General features: G+C 64.2%; 18 protein-coding genes and 1 tRNA gene. 4 read left to right on the forward strand and 15 right to left on the reverse strand.

Going from position 1 to position 15769, the window contains the following annotated elements; translation table 11 throughout:
- Nucleotides 1–20 precede the first annotated feature (20 nt).
- The 8 genes from epsC to EBBID32_RS16635 all read right to left on the reverse strand — a co-directional run bounded on the left by epsC (nucleotide 21) and on the right by EBBID32_RS16635 (nucleotide 8169).
- Entirely contained in the window at nucleotides 21–1028 is a 1008-nt protein-coding gene (gene epsC / locus EBBID32_RS16600; RefSeq protein ID WP_006961531.1) for a serine O-acetyltransferase EpsC, read from the reverse strand.
- An 84-nt stretch (nucleotides 1029–1112) separates the two neighbouring features.
- A complete protein-coding gene (locus tag EBBID32_RS16605) occupies nucleotides 1113–2435 on the reverse strand; it encodes an ATP-binding protein (protein WP_006961533.1) in 1323 nt (440 codons plus the stop codon).
- A complete protein-coding gene (locus EBBID32_RS16610) occupies nucleotides 2432–3142 on the reverse strand; it encodes a response regulator (protein ID WP_006961535.1) in 711 nt (236 codons plus the stop codon). Before EBBID32_RS16610 ends, EBBID32_RS16605 begins: the two co-directional genes overlap by 4 nt.
- Before the next feature lie 187 nt (nucleotides 3143–3329).
- Nucleotides 3330–4175, reverse strand: coding sequence for a TorF family putative porin (locus tag EBBID32_RS16615; RefSeq protein WP_037491381.1), 846 nt, complete (start codon nucleotides 4173–4175; stop codon nucleotides 3330–3332).
- Between the two features lie 265 nt (nucleotides 4176–4440).
- Nucleotides 4441–5937, reverse strand: coding sequence for a SulP family inorganic anion transporter (locus EBBID32_RS16620; protein WP_006961539.1), 1497 nt, complete (start codon nucleotides 5935–5937; stop codon nucleotides 4441–4443).
- Nucleotides 5938–5940: 3 nt separating this feature from the next.
- On the reverse strand, nucleotides 5941–6639 hold the full coding sequence (locus EBBID32_RS16625; protein WP_006961541.1) for a carbonic anhydrase: 699 nt from the start codon (nucleotides 6637–6639) through the stop codon (nucleotides 5941–5943).
- A 146-nt stretch (nucleotides 6640–6785) separates the two neighbouring features.
- Nucleotides 6786–7502 carry a response regulator transcription factor gene (locus EBBID32_RS16630; RefSeq protein ID WP_006961543.1) on the reverse strand — a complete coding sequence of 239 codons (717 nt, stop codon included), beginning with the start codon at nucleotides 7500–7502 and terminating at the stop codon, nucleotides 6786–6788.
- A 139-nt stretch (nucleotides 7503–7641) separates the two neighbouring features.
- Nucleotides 7642–8169, reverse strand: a complete 528-nt coding sequence (locus EBBID32_RS16635) for a hypothetical protein (RefSeq protein WP_006961544.1) — start codon at nucleotides 8167–8169, stop codon at nucleotides 7642–7644.
- A 182-nt stretch (nucleotides 8170–8351) separates the two neighbouring features.
- Here EBBID32_RS16635 and EBBID32_RS16640 point away from each other — a divergent pair, with 182 nt between their 5' ends.
- Together EBBID32_RS16640 and EBBID32_RS16645 are read left to right on the forward strand one after the other, a co-directional pair.
- Nucleotides 8352–9320, forward strand: coding sequence for a magnesium and cobalt transport protein CorA (locus EBBID32_RS16640; RefSeq protein WP_006961548.1), 969 nt, complete (start codon nucleotides 8352–8354; stop codon nucleotides 9318–9320).
- Complete coding sequence (locus EBBID32_RS16645; RefSeq protein WP_006961550.1) at nucleotides 9311–9532, forward strand: hypothetical protein; 222 nt, start codon at nucleotides 9311–9313, stop codon at nucleotides 9530–9532. Before EBBID32_RS16640 ends, EBBID32_RS16645 begins: the two co-directional genes overlap by 10 nt.
- A gap of 5 nt (nucleotides 9533–9537) precedes the next feature.
- On the opposite strand, the gene EBBID32_RS16650 is transcribed toward EBBID32_RS16645, so the two are convergent.
- The 5 genes from EBBID32_RS16650 to EBBID32_RS16670 all read right to left on the reverse strand — a co-directional run bounded on the left by EBBID32_RS16650 (nucleotide 9538) and on the right by EBBID32_RS16670 (nucleotide 12022).
- Nucleotides 9538–9614, reverse strand: a tRNA-Arg gene (locus EBBID32_RS16650).
- 36 nt (nucleotides 9615–9650) lie between these two features.
- Nucleotides 9651–10130, reverse strand: coding sequence for a DUF1178 family protein (locus EBBID32_RS16655; protein WP_006961552.1), 480 nt, complete (start codon nucleotides 10128–10130; stop codon nucleotides 9651–9653).
- Nucleotides 10127–10957 carry a carbon-nitrogen hydrolase family protein gene (locus EBBID32_RS16660; RefSeq protein ID WP_037491391.1) on the reverse strand — a complete coding sequence of 277 codons (831 nt, stop codon included), beginning with the start codon at nucleotides 10955–10957 and terminating at the stop codon, nucleotides 10127–10129. The genes EBBID32_RS16655 and EBBID32_RS16660 overlap by 4 nt, the downstream gene beginning before the upstream one ends.
- A 5-nt stretch (nucleotides 10958–10962) precedes the next feature.
- Complete coding sequence (grxC, locus tag EBBID32_RS16665) at nucleotides 10963–11220, reverse strand: glutaredoxin 3 (RefSeq protein ID WP_006961554.1); 258 nt, start codon at nucleotides 11218–11220, stop codon at nucleotides 10963–10965.
- Between the two features lie 52 nt (nucleotides 11221–11272).
- Nucleotides 11273–12022 (reverse strand): ComF family protein, encoded by a 750-nt coding sequence (locus EBBID32_RS16670; RefSeq protein ID WP_037491385.1) that lies wholly within the window; start codon nucleotides 12020–12022, stop codon nucleotides 11273–11275.
- Nucleotides 12023–12063: 41 nt separating this feature from the next.
- On the opposite strand from EBBID32_RS16670, the gene EBBID32_RS16675 reads away from it, so the two are divergent.
- On the forward strand, nucleotides 12064–12915 hold the full coding sequence (locus EBBID32_RS16675) for a class I SAM-dependent methyltransferase (RefSeq protein WP_006961558.1): 852 nt from the start codon (nucleotides 12064–12066) through the stop codon (nucleotides 12913–12915).
- A gap of 22 nt (nucleotides 12916–12937) precedes the next feature.
- Here EBBID32_RS16675 and EBBID32_RS16680 read toward each other — a convergent pair whose 3' ends face one another.
- On the reverse strand, nucleotides 12938–13708 hold the full coding sequence (locus EBBID32_RS16680; protein WP_006961560.1) for a helix-turn-helix domain-containing protein: 771 nt from the start codon (nucleotides 13706–13708) through the stop codon (nucleotides 12938–12940).
- A gap of 90 nt (nucleotides 13709–13798) precedes the next feature.
- Nucleotides 13799–14677 carry a metallophosphoesterase family protein gene (locus EBBID32_RS16685; RefSeq protein WP_006961562.1) on the reverse strand — a complete coding sequence of 293 codons (879 nt, stop codon included), beginning with the start codon at nucleotides 14675–14677 and terminating at the stop codon, nucleotides 13799–13801.
- A 69-nt stretch (nucleotides 14678–14746) separates the two neighbouring features.
- Here EBBID32_RS16685 and EBBID32_RS16690 point away from each other — a divergent pair, with 69 nt between their 5' ends.
- Nucleotides 14747–15673: a diacylglycerol/lipid kinase family protein gene (locus tag EBBID32_RS16690; protein ID WP_006961563.1), complete on the forward strand. Its 927-nt coding sequence runs from the start codon at nucleotides 14747–14749 to the stop codon at nucleotides 15671–15673.
- Nucleotides 15674–15769 lie beyond the last annotated feature (96 nt).

Below are 15769 nucleotides of genomic sequence, written 5' to 3' on the forward strand. Positions count from 1 at the left end.
GAAACGAACGGAGTGTGGGTTTAAATATTCTCGCCCACCCCGTCCGTGCTTTCCACCATCGCATGGACGCGGTGAGGCGCGGAGACTTCGACCCGGCTGGTCACTTCATAGTGCGCCTTGGCCTGACGCACATTGGAGTCCGCCGGTACGCTGTCGGTCAGCCAGACATTGCCGCCGATGACCGACCGGCTGCCAACGATGATCCGCCCCAGGACCGTGGCCCCGGCGTAGATGACCACATCATCTTCGATGATCGGGTGACGCGGCAGCGCCTTTTCCAGCGCGCCCTTCTCGTCTGCCGGAAAGCTGCGCGCGCCCAGCGTCACGCCTTGATAAAGCCGCACACGCTGACCGACGATCGCGGTTTCGCCGATGACGACGCCGGTGCCATGATCGATGAAGAAGCTGGGACCGATCGTCGCGCCGGGGTGAATGTCGATCCCGGTCTTGCCATGGGCGATTTCGGAGATGATCCGAGCGACCAGCGGCGCACCCAATTCATGCAATCGGTGCGCCAGCCGGTGATGGATGATCGCCAGCATCGACGGATAGCAGATCAGCACTTCGTCCACGCTGCGCGCCGCCGGATCGCCCAGATAGGCAGCCTCGACATCGGTATCGAGCAGTTCGCGCAAACCGGGCAGCGCCTGCGCAAAGCCGCTGATGATCCGCGCCGCCTGCGCGTCGATCGCCGCAACCGGCTGATCGTGCAGCGCATAGATGAGTTCCAGCCTGATCTGCCCGTAAAGGCGGCTGAGCACCGTCTGGAGCGTTTCGGCGACGAAGCTGTCCTCATTATGCAGCCGCACGAAATCGGGGCCAAGCCGCAACGGGAACAAAGCGCCGCACAGCGCCTGCATGATTTTGGTCAGATTGGCGCGCGAGGGAAAACCCTCCGCGCCATATTCGGCATGATGCTGCTGTTCACGCCGCCAACGGCCCCGCACCGCACCCAGATCAGCGACCAGCCGATCCAGATCCCAATAGCCGTCCACGTCGCTGCCTGGCCTTTGCCCGTCCGCCGTCATATGCGCCTCTTTGCTTGTCGCGGCTGGCTTAACCTGTGCAGCGGCGCGGCGATAAACGAGTTTTGCTTGCAGGCGGACAGTTTCTCATTTGCTGGCGGGCAGGAACAGGCAGATTTCGGCACGCAGCCCGCCTTCGGGGCGGTTGGCCAGCGTCAGCTTGCCGCCTTCGGCATCCACTGCCTTCTGCACGATCGCCAGACCCAGCCCCAGCCCGCTCGTATTACGCTGGCGCGCTGTGTCGAGCCGGGCGAAAGGCTTGAGTACCGCATCCAACTGGTCGCGCGGGATGCCGGGGCCATCATCATCGACCCGGATCAGCACTTCATTCCCCTTGCGCTCCACATTCACGCGCGCGCGCTTGCCATAATGGAGCGCATTTTCGATGAGGTTGCGCACCGCCCGGCGCAGCGACAGCGCGCGTACCGCCATTTCCAGATGGTCCGGCCCGGCATAGTCGACATCATGCCCATGGTCCTGAAACGCATCAACAATCGTCGCCACGGTGACCGCCAGGTCAGTGCGCACCGCGGGTTCAGGATCTTTCTCCCCGCCCAGAAAATCGAGCAGCGATTCGATCATCTGCCCCATTTCCTCCAGGTCGCCGTCCATCGCCTGGCGCGTCTCGCCATCCGGTACCGTCTCCAGCCGCAATTGCAGCCGGGCCAGCGGCGTGCGCATGTCGTGGCCGACCGCCGCCAGCGTCTCGGTCCGCTCGTCGATCAGGCGATGGATGCGGGTCTGCATCACGTTGAAGGCGCGGATCAGGTTGCGCACATCATTGGTACCCGCTTCAGGCAGGATTACCTCCCGCCCCAGGCCGATCTGCTCGGTCGCGCGGGTCAGATCGCGTAGCGGCGCCAGCGTCTTGCGGATCAGCACCCATCCGGCGATCAGCAACGCCAGCACCGGAATGAGCGCCATTCCCATCCGGCCGATGGTGAAGGCCCACTTCGCGCCGCTATGGTGCATTCCGAAATAGAGCCAGCTGCCATCAGGCAATTGCAGCCCGCCGTTGATTTCCGAATGGCGGCCCGGCGACGCCAGCCGCAACCACAGGCGCGATCGTTCCAGACTGGGTTCCCAGGCGATAATCTGTTGCCGCATCCGTTCCAGTTCAGGGGACAAAGGCGGCGGCGGCGGCGAAGCGGGGGACCAGTGCACGTCGTAGCGATCGGTGGTCAGTTGCACGCCCATGGTGCGCCGTTCCTCGACCGGCTGTTCGGTCAGCAGCTTGCGCGCGATCACCAGATGCTCGGCCAACCGACGCGCCTCGTCATCCTGCAAGGATAGCTGGCTGGCCCGTTCGTACATGAGCGTGCCGACCGCAAATTCCAGCATGACCGTCAGCAACAGGATCGCGAAAATGCGGCCGACCAGCCCCAGCGATCCTCTGAAATGCGGTCTCAAGCGCGGCTGACCTCGGCATTGAACATATAGCCGACGCCGCGCACCGTGGTGATCGGTGCGGGACGATCTTCCGTCGTCAGCTTGCGACGCAGGCGGCTGACCAGCACGTCGATGCTGCGGTCGCTGCTGTCGCCCATGCGGGTGCGCGACAGTTCGATCAGCCGCTCCCGCGCGATCACCCGCTGCGGATGGCTGAGGAACGATCCCAGCAGATCAAATTCCGCGCCGGTCAGGTCGACGATCGCGCCAGTAGGCGACCGCAGTTCGCGGCGGGGGAAATTGACCACCCAATCATCGAAGCGCGCTTCATTTTCGCGATGATCGTCCGGTCCGCGCTCCAGCCCCACCCGGCGCAATATGGCGCGGATACGCGCGATCAGCTCGCGCGTGCCGAACGGCTTTGGCAGATAATCGTCCGCCCCCAGTTCCAGCCCGACGATACGGTCGGTCTCGCTGCCCTTGGCGCTGATGAAGATGATGGGAACGTCGCTCTTGCGCCGGATCTGGCGGCACAGGTCAATGCCGTTGGTGCCCGGCAGCATGACGTCCAGCACGACCAGATCGACCGGCCCGGCATCGAACGCGACCCACATTTCCGGTCCCGACGAAGCCGGGCGGACCTGATAGCCATGTTCCTGCAACGCGCGCGCGGTCAGTGTACGCAGCGGCGGGTCGTCCTCGACCAGGATGATGGTGGGGGCAGTCATGATGGGGACGACAGGACGTTGGTCATGTCAGCAGGGATAGGGTCGCCCTTAACGGGGGTCAACCATGTGCGGCCTGCGAAACGATCCGCAGCGGCAACAGCAACAATTTGTCATGCCCGCGACATCGGCGTGCCGATGCGACAGGCAAGGATACGCCGGGCCTGCATGACAGGCCCGGCGCATTAGATCAGAAGGCTGCGGTCAGCGAGAACACGACCTGGCTGCGCGCGATCGACTTGCCAACGTCCTTGCTGTCGCCCGAAACCATGAAGTTGGGACGCAGATAATTTTCCTCGACGCGGGCAATGTCGGTGTCGACATAGGCGACGCCCAGGGTCAGCGGCGTGCCAGGAATGGCAACGTCCGCACCAACCAGCCAGTCGACATATTTGCCGGTCGGAGCAATCGACGTGCCGTTCGGGCCAAGGCCAGGGTTGCCGTTCGAGTAGCCCAGATGCGCCTTCAGCGTGACAGGCGTGTTGGGAACCGAACCGCTCACGTCAGCCCAGACGTACAGATTATCTTCCTTGTCGCCCGGATTGAAGATCGTGCAGGCGGCGTCGCTGCACACATTGCCCAGAGCTTCCTGCTTGGGCGCATAGGCAACGCCAACCAGGCCCTTGACCGGACCGATCGTGCTCGACAGCTTGACATAGGGTTCGGCGAAATCGGTGATGTCGGCGCCCGACGGGTACATGTACCAGGTCAGACCAACGTCAAGCGTCGCGCCGCCCAGCGGAATGGCGTAACCGGCGAACAGGTCGAGTTCCATGTTGGACCCGCCGAAACGGCCCCAGCCGCCCAGATTGGATGCCCAGGTGCCGACATAGGCGCCGCTTTCATGCGTGGCGGTGATGCCACCCTGAACGGCCATGCCCTTGTCGCTCTGCGACACGCCACGGAAGCGATAGTCGGAAACGAGGCCAACGCTGCCCGTAACGGTGACGGGGCTGGCAGGTTCTTCCTGCGCGAAAGCCGGTACGCTGGACATAAGCGCGAGGGCGACAGTAGCGATCTTATACTTCATGAACATTCCCCTTTACGAAAGAATGTTCCGTCCTGCGTCCACTCTGGTCCGAAAGTCTGTTGCTTGCGCTTCCAGTACCGGTGGTCGAGGTCTGCCTAAATCTCAAATGCTCATCAGGCAAACAGGATTTTCTCGCAGATGCGAGATGATATAAATCGCTGTGACATAAAAGTAACTATTCATTGGCGGTACAATGCGTCGTCAAAACAGAAAATGCCGCCGTGTCGGGGGGACACGGCGGCACCTTGATCGCCTGGTCGAGGGGGGATGATCAGGCGACGAGCTGGCGCATCCGTCCGGTTGCGCCAAACAGTTCCACAGGCGAACCCGCGCTGCGACGGCGATCGACCCATTCGCGCACCATTTCCGCACAGGTATGGTCGATATGCCCCAGGCGCTCGACATTCAGGATGACGAGGCCAGCGGCGGGCAGCGAATCGAGCTTGGCCGACAGCTTGGGCAGGCTGAGGAAGGTTGCCGAACCGCGCAGCGCAACCTCATGCGCATCGCCCCGGCTTTCTTCCTCCATCCTGAGCCGCAGGCGGCTGAGATGCGGCACTAGTTCCAGCATCGACAGGCCGATGCCCACCAGCACGCCGGTCAACAGGTCGGTCGCGACCACGCAGATCAGGGTCGCGGCCCACACCACCGCAGGCAAGGGGCCATAGCGGTGGAGCAGATGCCGGACATGATCGACGCTGACCAGACGAACGCCAGTGATAACCAGGATGCCCGCCAGCGCAGCCATCGGGATTTCACGCAGCAGCCAGGGCAGCAGCGCAACGAAGCCCAAAATCCACACGCCATGCAGCACCGCCGACATCCGGGTCTTGGCCCCGGCCTGTACGTTGGCGGAGCTGCGGACGATAACGCCGGTCATCGGCAGCGCCCCGGCAAAGCCGCAGAGCAGGTTGCCAACGCCCTGTGCGCTCAGTTCCCGGTTATAATCGGTGCGCACGCCGTCATGCATCCGGTCGACCGCAGCGGCCGACAGCAATGTTTCGGCGCTGGCGATGAAGGCAATGGCGATAGCCGTGGTGATGACCGCTGGGTTGAGCAACTGCGCCAGCAAGCCGGATTCCGGCAGCGCAATGGCACCCATGATCGATTCGGGCACGGTGACCCGCGCGACCGGCAGGCCAAGCAGGAAGGCCACCAGCGTGGCCGCGACCACGCCGACCAGTGCGCCGGGCACCAGCTTGAGCGAAGCAGGCCGGAATTTCTCCCAGCCCAGCATGCCAAAGATGGTGACGAGACCGACCGCAAATGCCGTGGCCGCATCGCCGTTGCTCAGGCCGAAAATCTGGCCAGGCATCGCGATCAGGTTTTGCAGGCCGCTCGACAACGGCTTGTCATCGAACAGGACATGGAACTGGCCGACCACGATCAGCACGCCGATGCCCGCCAGCATTCCGTGGACGACCGCCGGTGAAATCGCGCGGAACCAGCCGCCTACCCGCAACAGGCCAGCGACGACCTGAATTGCGCCTGCGAGAATCAGGATAGGGCCAAGGGCCGACAGCCCCTGTTCGCGCACAATTTCAAAGACGATGACGGCCAGACCCGCCGCAGGCCCGCTGACCTGCAGGGGCGAACCCGCCAACATACCGACGACGATGCCGCCGATGATGCCGGTGATCAGGCCCTTTTCCGGCGGCACGCCGGATGCGACCGCAATGCCCATGCACAGCGGCATCGCCACCAGAAAGACGACGATCGACGCTACGAAGTCGCGGCTGAACGTGCCGCCGGAAAAGGCTTTCAACATGGCTTACTCCGCCGCCAGGGCATATTGGCTCTCGCCAGCCAGACGACGGCCGTGCGGCAGTGCGACGGGCAAGGGCTGATCCTCGCGCAGTGGCGAGAAGCGACCGGTTTCGCCATCAAGACCCATCACCAGGCCGGCATGGATATCGACATACCAGCCATGCAGCGCGATCTCGCCGCGCGCGATACCCGACGCCACCGACGGATGGGTGCGCAGATGGGCCAGCTGGACCACGACATTTTCCAGCGCCATATTGCGCAGCTTTTCCGCGTCGCTCAGATCGGCGGGATAGCTTTCGCGGCAGACTTGTTGCGCGGCATGACTGTGCCGCAGCCAGGCGGCAACATTGGGCATGGTGGTCAGGTCGGCATTGGTGGACAGCGCCTTCATCGCGCCGCAATCGCTATGACCGCACACGATGATGTCGCGCACGCCCAGCACCATGACGGCATATTCAACCGTAGAGGTCACGCCGCCATTTTGTGTCGCGTGCGGCGGGACGATATTGCCCGCATTGCGGCACACGAACAGATCACCGGGCTGCGCCTGCATGATATGTTCGGGCACGATCCGCGAATCAGCGCAGGAGATCATCAGCGCCTTGGGGCTCTGGCCGTCACTGGCGAGTCGATTGTAAAGCGCGCTTTCGTTCGGGAAAGTATGCTTCTCGAAGTTGAAAACGCGACCGATAAGCTCGTTCATGGAGTCTATCCTTTGTGCTTTTGCCGGTCAGGGGGCGGACCGGCCTGACAGGATAGATAGGGGGGGGGGTTTGCTGCGTCGCAGCGGCTTTGTTAAATAGTATGTCTGGCCGTTGAATTGATACGCAAGCGCGACGACGCCCGATTTCAGCGGCGATCGACAGTCGCGCTCAACATATAGCCGACGCCGCGCGCGGTGACGATCGGCGCAGGCCGGTCGCCATGGCGCAGCTTGCGGCGCAGGCGACTGATCAGCACGTCGATGCTGCGATCGGACGATGGTGCGTCCCGCACACCGGCCAGCTCCATCAGCCGCGCCCGCGCGATCACCGTCTGTGGATGATCCAGCAACACAGTCAGCAAGGTGAACTCCGCCGCCGTCAGATCGACCGGCGCGCCAGCCGGATCAAGGATCTCGCGCCGGGCGAAATCGACCACCCACCCGTCGAACAGCGCTTCGGTCTGGCGGCTCAGACCCAGCGACCGCTCGCTCCGCCCGCGGCGCAGCACCGCCCGCACCCGCGCCGCCAGCTCCCGGCCAGAATAGGGCTTGGCCATATAGTCATCGGCCCCCAGCTCCAGCCCGACCACCCGGTCGACCTCACTGCTGTTGGCGCCGACCAGGATGACCGGCACGTCGCTGCGTTCGCGCACATCGCGGCACAGGTCCAACCCGTCCGCTCCGCGCAACGCCGAATCCAGCACCACGACACCGACCGGCATCGTACCCAGCGCCTGAAAAATATCATCGGATGATTTGGCTGGCAGGACGCGAAAACCGCTCTCCTCCAAAAATTCGCGGATCGTCTGGCGCAGGTCCGGCTGCGTCTCGGCGATCATGATCAGCGGCGCAGTTACCGGCATCGCGGGCCGTTCGGCGCGGCATTGTCCGTCATCGTCGCAACTCCTGGTCAGGCGAAAGCATCCGGTACCTGCGGAACCGGAGCACCTGAATTAGGGACAGCGAATGTCTCCGAAATTTGCCGGACGTAACAAATTGTTGCTAGCGGGACATCAGCGGCATCCGTGCCGAACGCGACCCGGCCACATCGGGCCAGAGAAGTGCCATCACGCTTGCCAGCCACAAGGCATCGCTGCCCGCCCGGTGTCTCGTCGGGCAGCGCTGGTCCGCCAGCCGCACGGCCGCGCTGATCTGCGCTTCATCGACCTGCCGCTCGTCCATCAGCGTAGCGACATGATCAATGGCAAAGGGTGCCGCCCGTCCCGCAGCCGCAGCCAGCGTGTCAAGCCAATAGGGATCGATCAGGCTGTCGGCGACCACCCGTCGCCCGCCCACCGCATCGGCCAGCTGGTCTAGTACGACATGGGCAGGCAGGCCGTCCCGTTCAATCCGCGCCAGGCTCAGCCCGTGCAACGCCTCCGCCTCCGCCGTCCAGTCCCAACCCGTCCAGTCAGGATGTGGCTGTATAAGCCAGCTGCGCGCGCCATCCACCCCCGCCAATCCGACCTCGATCGGAAAGGATCGCCCATGGCGGGGCAGGCAGGATGCCTCGAAATCTATGGCAAACATGATGAGGATCGCCTCCGCTTTCGCGTGCTGTTCTATCCCCCTGTCGCGCCCAACTATGTCACGGCAAAGTCAGCCGCCACACATCTTGACGAAAAATCATGCAAACCGTGTGTTGACTGGGGTGGGACGCCGCCGCCGGCATCTGCTAATCGGCGATTCCCTTGTTTCAACCGGACCTGCCCATGACCGTCGTCGCTGCCTATCTCTACCGCAACGGCACCCGCGTCCGGGCGGTGTCGATCGACGAGCGGATCGATTGCGCCCACGACAAGTCCGAATTTGTCTGGATCGGTGTCGCCGATCCCACGCTGGCCGAAATGCAGGCGCTCCAGCACGCCTATGATCTGCACCCGCTGGCCGTCGAGGATGCGATCAAGGCCAACCAATTGCCCAAGGTCGACCTCTATGGCGACCAGTTGTTCGTCGTCGCCCGCACCGCCCATGTCGAGGAAGGCAGCATCTGCTATGGCGAAACCGCGATTTTCGTGGGTCACAGCCATATCATCACCGTCCGTCATGGCTCTGCGCGTGCCCATCTTGCCCTGCGGCAGGATCTGGAGGCCGTGCCTGCCCGCCTGTCCCAGGGGGTCGATTATGTGCTGCACGCGATTCTCGACTTCGTGGTCGACGGCTATCTGCCGATCATCGAAGGGATAGAGGAAGAGGTGCTGGCGATGGAGCAGCATACGGTCGACACTTTCCTGGGTCGCGACGACATCACCCGCATCTTCAACCTGCGCCGCCAGTTGCTGCGATTCCAGCGTATCCTGACCCCGATGCATGAAGTGGCGACCAAATTCGTCAAGCAGGATCTGCCCTGCATCGACCCGGAGGCCCGCCCCTATTTCAGCGACGTGCGCGACCATGTTCGCCGGGTCCAGACAATGGTGGAGGATCTGCGCGAAATCCTGACATCGGTGTTTGAATTCAGCAATTTGCTGGAACAGCAGCGCACCGGCGTCATCACCCGCCAGCTTGCCGCCTGGGCCGCGATCCTGGCCGTGCCGACCGCGATTGCGGGCATTTACGGCATGAATTTTGAACATATGCCCGAACTGCGCACCCGCTATGGCTATTTCGTGGTGCTGGGCGTGATCACCATCGTCTGCACTCTGCTCTACGCCCGGTTCAGGAAACTCAAATGGCTGTGACAGAAGCCGTGGAACGCGCCGCCCGCGCCATGTACGCCAATATCGCGCCCGACTGGGACTGGGACGATCCCGACGCCGAACCGATGCGGCGCATGTATCGGGAGAACGCCCGCATGGTGCTGACAACGATCCGCGATCCGGGTGTGCCGATGGACGCGCCAGCACTTGCCGCATGGCAGGCGGTCATCGACGCGATGCTGGCTGAGGCGTGAAAAAATGGTGCACCCGACGGGATTCGAACCCATGGCCCTCAGATTAGGAATCTGATGCTCTATCCTGCTGAGCTACGGGTGCCCATGGCTTGGCCTCTATTATGGGTGAGCGACGCGGTCAATTCTTCGCTTCGGGGGGGATGACGGGAAAGGGCAGCGGCGCGACCGGCACGCCTTCTTCCATCAGCGCCTTGGCCTCGGCCGGCGCAACCTCGCCATGGATGCTGCCGCTATCCTGTTCGCCATAATGCATCGCGCGCGCCTGTTCTGCAAAGCCTCGCCCGACCCAGGTGGAACCTTCCAGCGCCTTTTTCTGCGCCTGCGCCAGTGCGTCGATCATCGCGCGCATCTTGGCGGCGTCGCCCGCGCTGATCGGGACCGGCGCGTCGGACGCTGGGGCATCCTGCACGACGACGGCCCGGCTGTTTCCCTTGACCGCGACGGCAGGCGCCATCACAGCCTTGACCACCTGCGCGTCGCCGCAGATCGGGCAGGTCAGAAGTCCACGCGCCTGCTGGTCGGCATAATCGGCGCTGGAGCCGAACCAGGCCTCGAACACATGGCCCTGCGCCACACATTTCAGGTCGAACACGATCACGAAATTTGCACTTCCTGCGGAATGACACGCCGGTTGGCGATAGCAGGCACCCGCGCCCGCACATCCCCTAGCCGTGTCAGATCGATATCGGCAAGCCCCAGCCCCGCCGCATCGCCCATATCCAGCAGCACTTCGCCCCACGGATCGATCACCAGGCTATGGCCATAGGTGACGCGCCCGTCCGCATGGGCACCGACCTGCGCGGTCGCGATCATGAAACAGCCCGCCTCGATCGCGCGGGCGCGCAGCAGGACATGCCAGTGCGCCTGGCCCGTTGGCACGGTGAAGGCGGCAGGTGCCAGCAGGATCGTCGCCCCGGCATTGGTCAGCGCGCGATAGAGGTCGGGAAAGCGCATGTCGTAGCAGATCGAAAAGCCCATCCGGCCCCAGGGCGTATCGGCCGCGACGACCTGTTCGCCCGGTCCATAGACCGACGATTCGCGCCAGCTTTCGCCGGTGGCCAGATCGACGTCGAACAGGTGGATCTTATCATAACTCGCCCGTATCGCTCCTGTATCATCGATCAGGAAACTGCGATTGGCCCAACGGCCGTCGGCGCGTTCGTCTTTCAGTGGCAGCGATCCGATATGAACCCACAGGCAATGTCTGGCCGCCGCCTCGCGCACCGCAGCCAGCACGCCATCATCGGCCTGCGACCGCAAAGTCGCGGCGGCGCGGCGGCGGTCGCGGTCCAGATAGCCGGCCATTTCCGGGGTGAAAAGCATGTCCGCGCCCTCCCCCTTCGCCCGCGCCGCCATGTCGACAATGGCAGCCGCATTGGCGGCGGGGTCGATCCCGCTGGTCATCTGGAACAGCGCGGCGCGCATGATGGTCACAGGCCGAGCAGCGGGTCGAGCTTGCCCTGCCGGTTGAGCGCGGCCATGTCGTCGCTGCCGCCAATATGCTGGCCGTCGATGAAGATTTGCGGCACGGTGCTGCCGCCCCGGCTGCGCTCCAGCATTTCGGTGCGCTTCGGCCCGCCCATCGTGATGTCATATTCGTCGAACGCGACGCCCTTGTCGGTCAGCAATGCCTTTGCCCGCGCGCAATAGCCGCAAAATGCCTTGGTGTAGATTTCGACCTTTGCCATTTGTCCGTCGTCACTCCTTGTTCGCCCGAAATTGGGGCTTTACGCGCCATTGTCAATCGACGCTTTCGCGTGGCAAGGCCCGCGCCCAGCAGAGCAGCCGCACCTCGCCTGCCCCGCCGCGCTTCAACGCCCGTGTACAGGCCGCCGCCGTCGCGCCGCTGGTATGCACATCGTCGATCAGCAGCACGCGCCGTCCCTTCAGCCCATGCCCAGGCGCCAGCGCGAACGCCCCGCGCACCGCCTTGGCCCGCTGCCCCGGATGCATCCCGCGCAAGGGCACCGTCCGCCGCACCCGCAACAGCCCATGCTTGTCCACCGCCAGCCCCGTCAGGCGCCCCAGATGATCGGCGATCAGCGCCGACTGGTTGAACCCCCGCCCCCAAAGTCGCCAGCGATGCAGCGGCACCGGCACGATCAGCGGCGGATCATCACCCGCCACCGGCACATGGCGCAGCATCTGCCGAGCGACCAGCCGGGCCAGGCCGATGCGCCGCCCATATTTCAGCCGCAGCGCCACCGTGCGCGCGACATCGCCATAGGCCAGCACCGCTCGCGCGCTGTCGAAAGGCGGTGGATCGGCGAGGCACGCGCCGCACTCCGCCCCAACACCCATGTCATGCGGAAAGGGGATGCCGCAGCGCGCGCAGCAGGGTTCGCCCAAAAACGCCATGCCGCCCCAGCAGGACAGGCAGAAACCATGATCCTCCCCCACGATCGCGCCGCAACCGGGGCAGCGCGGCGGCAGCGCATAATCGAGCGCGGGGCGGATCGCGCTCTTGAGAAGCGGCAGGAGAGGCATCATCTGCCTTGTCCCCCCTTCCCGCCCGTTGCACAAGGCCCGGCATGAGCAGCCCCGATATCTTTGACCGATCTCTGCGCAGCATCCGGCGTGACCGGATGCTGGCGGACTTTGCCGCCCATGATTTTCTCTATCGCGCGATGCTTGACGAACTGCTCGACCGGCTGGGCGATGTGCAGCGCGACCTGCCCGAAGCGCTGGTGATCGGCTGCCCGGACGGCAGCGCCAGGGCGGCACTGGAAACGATGGGCAAGCGCGTCGCCTGTATCGATCCCGGCTTCCTCGCCGCGCGCGCCAATGGCGGGGTGCAGGGGGATGAGGATGCCCTGCCCTTTGCCGACGACAGTTTCGATCTGGTCGTCGCCTGCGGCACGCTCGACAGCGTCAACGACCTGCCCGGCGCGCTGATCCTGATGCGCCGGGTGTTGCGGCCAGACGGGCTGATGCTCGCCGCGTTTACGGGTGCGGGCAGCCTGCCCCGCCTGCGCGCGGCGCTGATGGCGGGCGAAGGCGACCGGCCGGGCCAGCATATCCACCCGCAGGTAGATGTGCGCTCATCGGGCGATCTTTTGAGCCGCGCCGGTTTCGCCATGCCCGTCGCTGACGGCGAAACGCTGACGGTTCGTTACGGCGATCTGCTGCGCCTGATGCACGACCTGCGCGGCATGGGCGCGGGCAATATGCTGACGGCCCGTCCGCCAGCCTTGCGCCGCGACGTGCTGATGGGGGCCGCCAGCCATTTCGCCACCGCCGCCGACCCGGACGGCCGCACCGCCGAACAGATCGCCATCGTCTATCTGTCCGGCTGGAAGCCCGACCCCAGCCAGGCAGCTCCTGCCCGGCGCGGCAGCGCAACGGTATCGCTGGCAGAAGCGTTGAAGGGGAAGGAGGCGTAAAGCCCGCCCTCCCCGCGCCGCTTCACTCAATCGTGACACCTGCCACGCGCCAGCCGCCTTCCTCCCGATCCAGACTGACCGTCTCGATCGCCTCCACCTTGTTGGCGAAGCGGGTGCGGAATTTCACAACTTCATAACCAGCGGGCGGTGCAGGCAGGTTTTCCTGACTGACGAAAATACGCGATAATGCCGCGCCCAAGGGCACGCGCACCTTTTCCGAGGTGTCGGCCCAGACCTTTGCCGTGTTCAGCTGGCGAAAGGACGTAGTGGTGCCACGATAGCTTTCATCCCAACGCCCCTCATCCACCAGCACCAGCCATTGACGTGCGGCATCCACAACCGCAGGGTTCTGCGCTGTGCTGGCGGGGGCTGGCGTCTGCGATGCGGGGGCGGAGGCAAGTTGCGGCAAAGCGGCGAGCGCCAACAGGCCAAGGGCAAGCGTCATAAGTGCTACTCCGATAATGATCCAGAAAGGACGGGTGACCCGCCCCGCGCCGCTGATCGGCACGCTGTCCTGATCCACCGGAATATCGGGTGCGTCTGCCCGAATTTCCTTGTCCCCCAGAGAATCGGGGGACGTCATCGTATCGTCACCCTCCGCCTCCAGCAGCAGCCGGGCCGCCTCCCGGCTGCTCGATACAGCCATTTTCCGCCGCGCATCGCGCAACCGCTCGTTGATCGTATGGACCGACAAGCCCAGATTTCGAGCGACCGACTTTGCGTCATGACCGCGAACGATCAAGCGCAGCGTCTGCTTCTCCTTCTCGGTCAGCGCCCAGTCCATATCCGTCATCTGCGTGTTCATAATGCCCACGACTAGGTCAGGCCAAGGATAGCAGCTACCCCGAAAAATTTGTATGGTAATCGGGAGGCAGGCCCACCCTCACCCCGTCACATGACGAACATCAGCGTCGCCAACCCCTGGCGCATCGAGCACATCACGCCCGGTCCAATCCTGCCCGTCATGGCGATACTCAACATGGCTGGCGCGCCGGAAACCCGCGCCATCCCACACGATCACCTGTATCTCGACCTCGTCATGTCGCCGCACATGCAGCCAGTTGAAGCTTTGCGGTTCGGCGTTGCGCAGCCGGGTCGATGTCGCGGTTCCGGCCTGGATGATCAGCGCGCCGCCCGCCCGTTCCACCATCTTGCGCGCGGCCTGCGCATAGGTGCGGTGGAAATGGCCCGCTAGAGCGAGATGCACCCCCGCCTCGCTCGCCGCCTGCACCGCATCGTCATGCTGGCCGACCGCTTCGCTCAACTCGCCGCCACGGCCAATCGGCATGGCGAACAAGGGATGATGGGTCACCAATATGCGGGTCTTGGCGCTGGCCACCGGCGCGAAGCATTCGCGAAGCATGTCCATCTGATCATGGTTGATCCGCCCGTCCTTGATCGTTAGCGACCGTGCGGTGTTGAGGCCGAGGATCGCAACCTCATCATCCTCATACCAGGGGCACAGGTCCGGGCTGATATAGCGTTTGTAGCGTTCGAGCGGCGCGGCGAACCGCCGCATCACATCATAGAGCGGGATGTCATGATTGCCGGGGATCACCAGCAGCTTCAGCCCGGCCGCGCGCAGCCGGTTGAGCCAGGCCGACGCGGCGCGGAACTGCTCCACCCGCGCCCGCTGGGTCAGGTCGCCGCTGATGACGACCAGGTCGGGCCGTCGCTCCTCCAGCCAGGCGGTGGCGGCGTCGACGATCTTGGGATCATGCGCGCCGAAATGAATGTCGGACAGGTGAGCGATACGGGCCATGACCCCATAACGATCCGGCGCGTGATGGTTTCCCCCGGACCCGAACCGCCTCTCGCGTGTTGTTGTGCCATGGAAACGAAATCCCCCACCCGTCCAACTACCCGCCCGCTGCCGCGTCAGGCCGCGCTGATCGTCAACGCCCATAGTCGCAAGGGCGAGGCGCTGTTTGCGCAGGCAAAGGAAAAACTGGAACAGGCGGGGATGGAGTTGCTGGCCGCTCATGCGATCAAAAACCCGGAACGCATGGAAGAAACCGTCGCAAAGGCCATTGCGGACGGCGCGCCAATGGTGATCGTGGGCGGCGGCGACGGCTCCATGTCCGGCACGGTCGATCAACTGGTCGGCAAGGATTGCGTGTTCGCCGTCCTGCCACTGGGCACCGCCAACAGTTTCGCGCGGACGCTGGGCCTGCCGCTCGATCTGGACGGCGCGGTAGACACCATCGCCAATGGCCAGCGTCGCCGGGTTGACCTGGGCATGATCGACAAGGATTATTTCGTCAACGCCGCCTCGCTCGGCCTGTCGCCGATGATCGGCAAGACGGTCCCGCACAAGCTGAAACGCTATCTGGGGCGGATCGGCTATCTGCTGTGGGCGGTCAAATGCTCGGTCGGATTCCGTGCCTTCCGCCTGACCATCGACGATGGCCAGCAACAATGGCGGCTATGGTCGACCGAAGTGCGCATCCTCAACGGTCCCTATCATGGCGGGGTCGAACTGTCCGACCATGCCGATGTCGATAGCGGTGAAATCGTCGTTCAGGCGGTGGTGGGGCGCAGCAAGCCGCGGCTGGCGTGGGACTGGTATGCCAAATTCTTCAAGCTGCGCGACCGCGATGCCCATACCGAGGAATTTCACGGCAAGGCCTTCACCATCACCACCCGCCCGCGCCAGCGCATCTCCATTGACGGCGAAGTGCTGGCGAAAACCCCGGTGGTGGCGAAGGTCGCGCCCGGCGCGATCGAGGTCGCCGTCCCGGCCGAGAGCCAAGCATAGCCTCCGTTCGCTTTGAGCGAAGTCGAGAAGCCCTCACAAGCGTGTCTCGACTTCGCTCGACACGAACCGGGGGAAGGGACCAGCGGTTCTGCGCCC

The organism is Sphingobium indicum BiD32 (genome assembly GCF_000382885.1).
Taxonomy (GTDB): Bacteria; Pseudomonadota; Alphaproteobacteria; order Sphingomonadales; family Sphingomonadaceae; genus Sphingobium; species Sphingobium japonicum_C.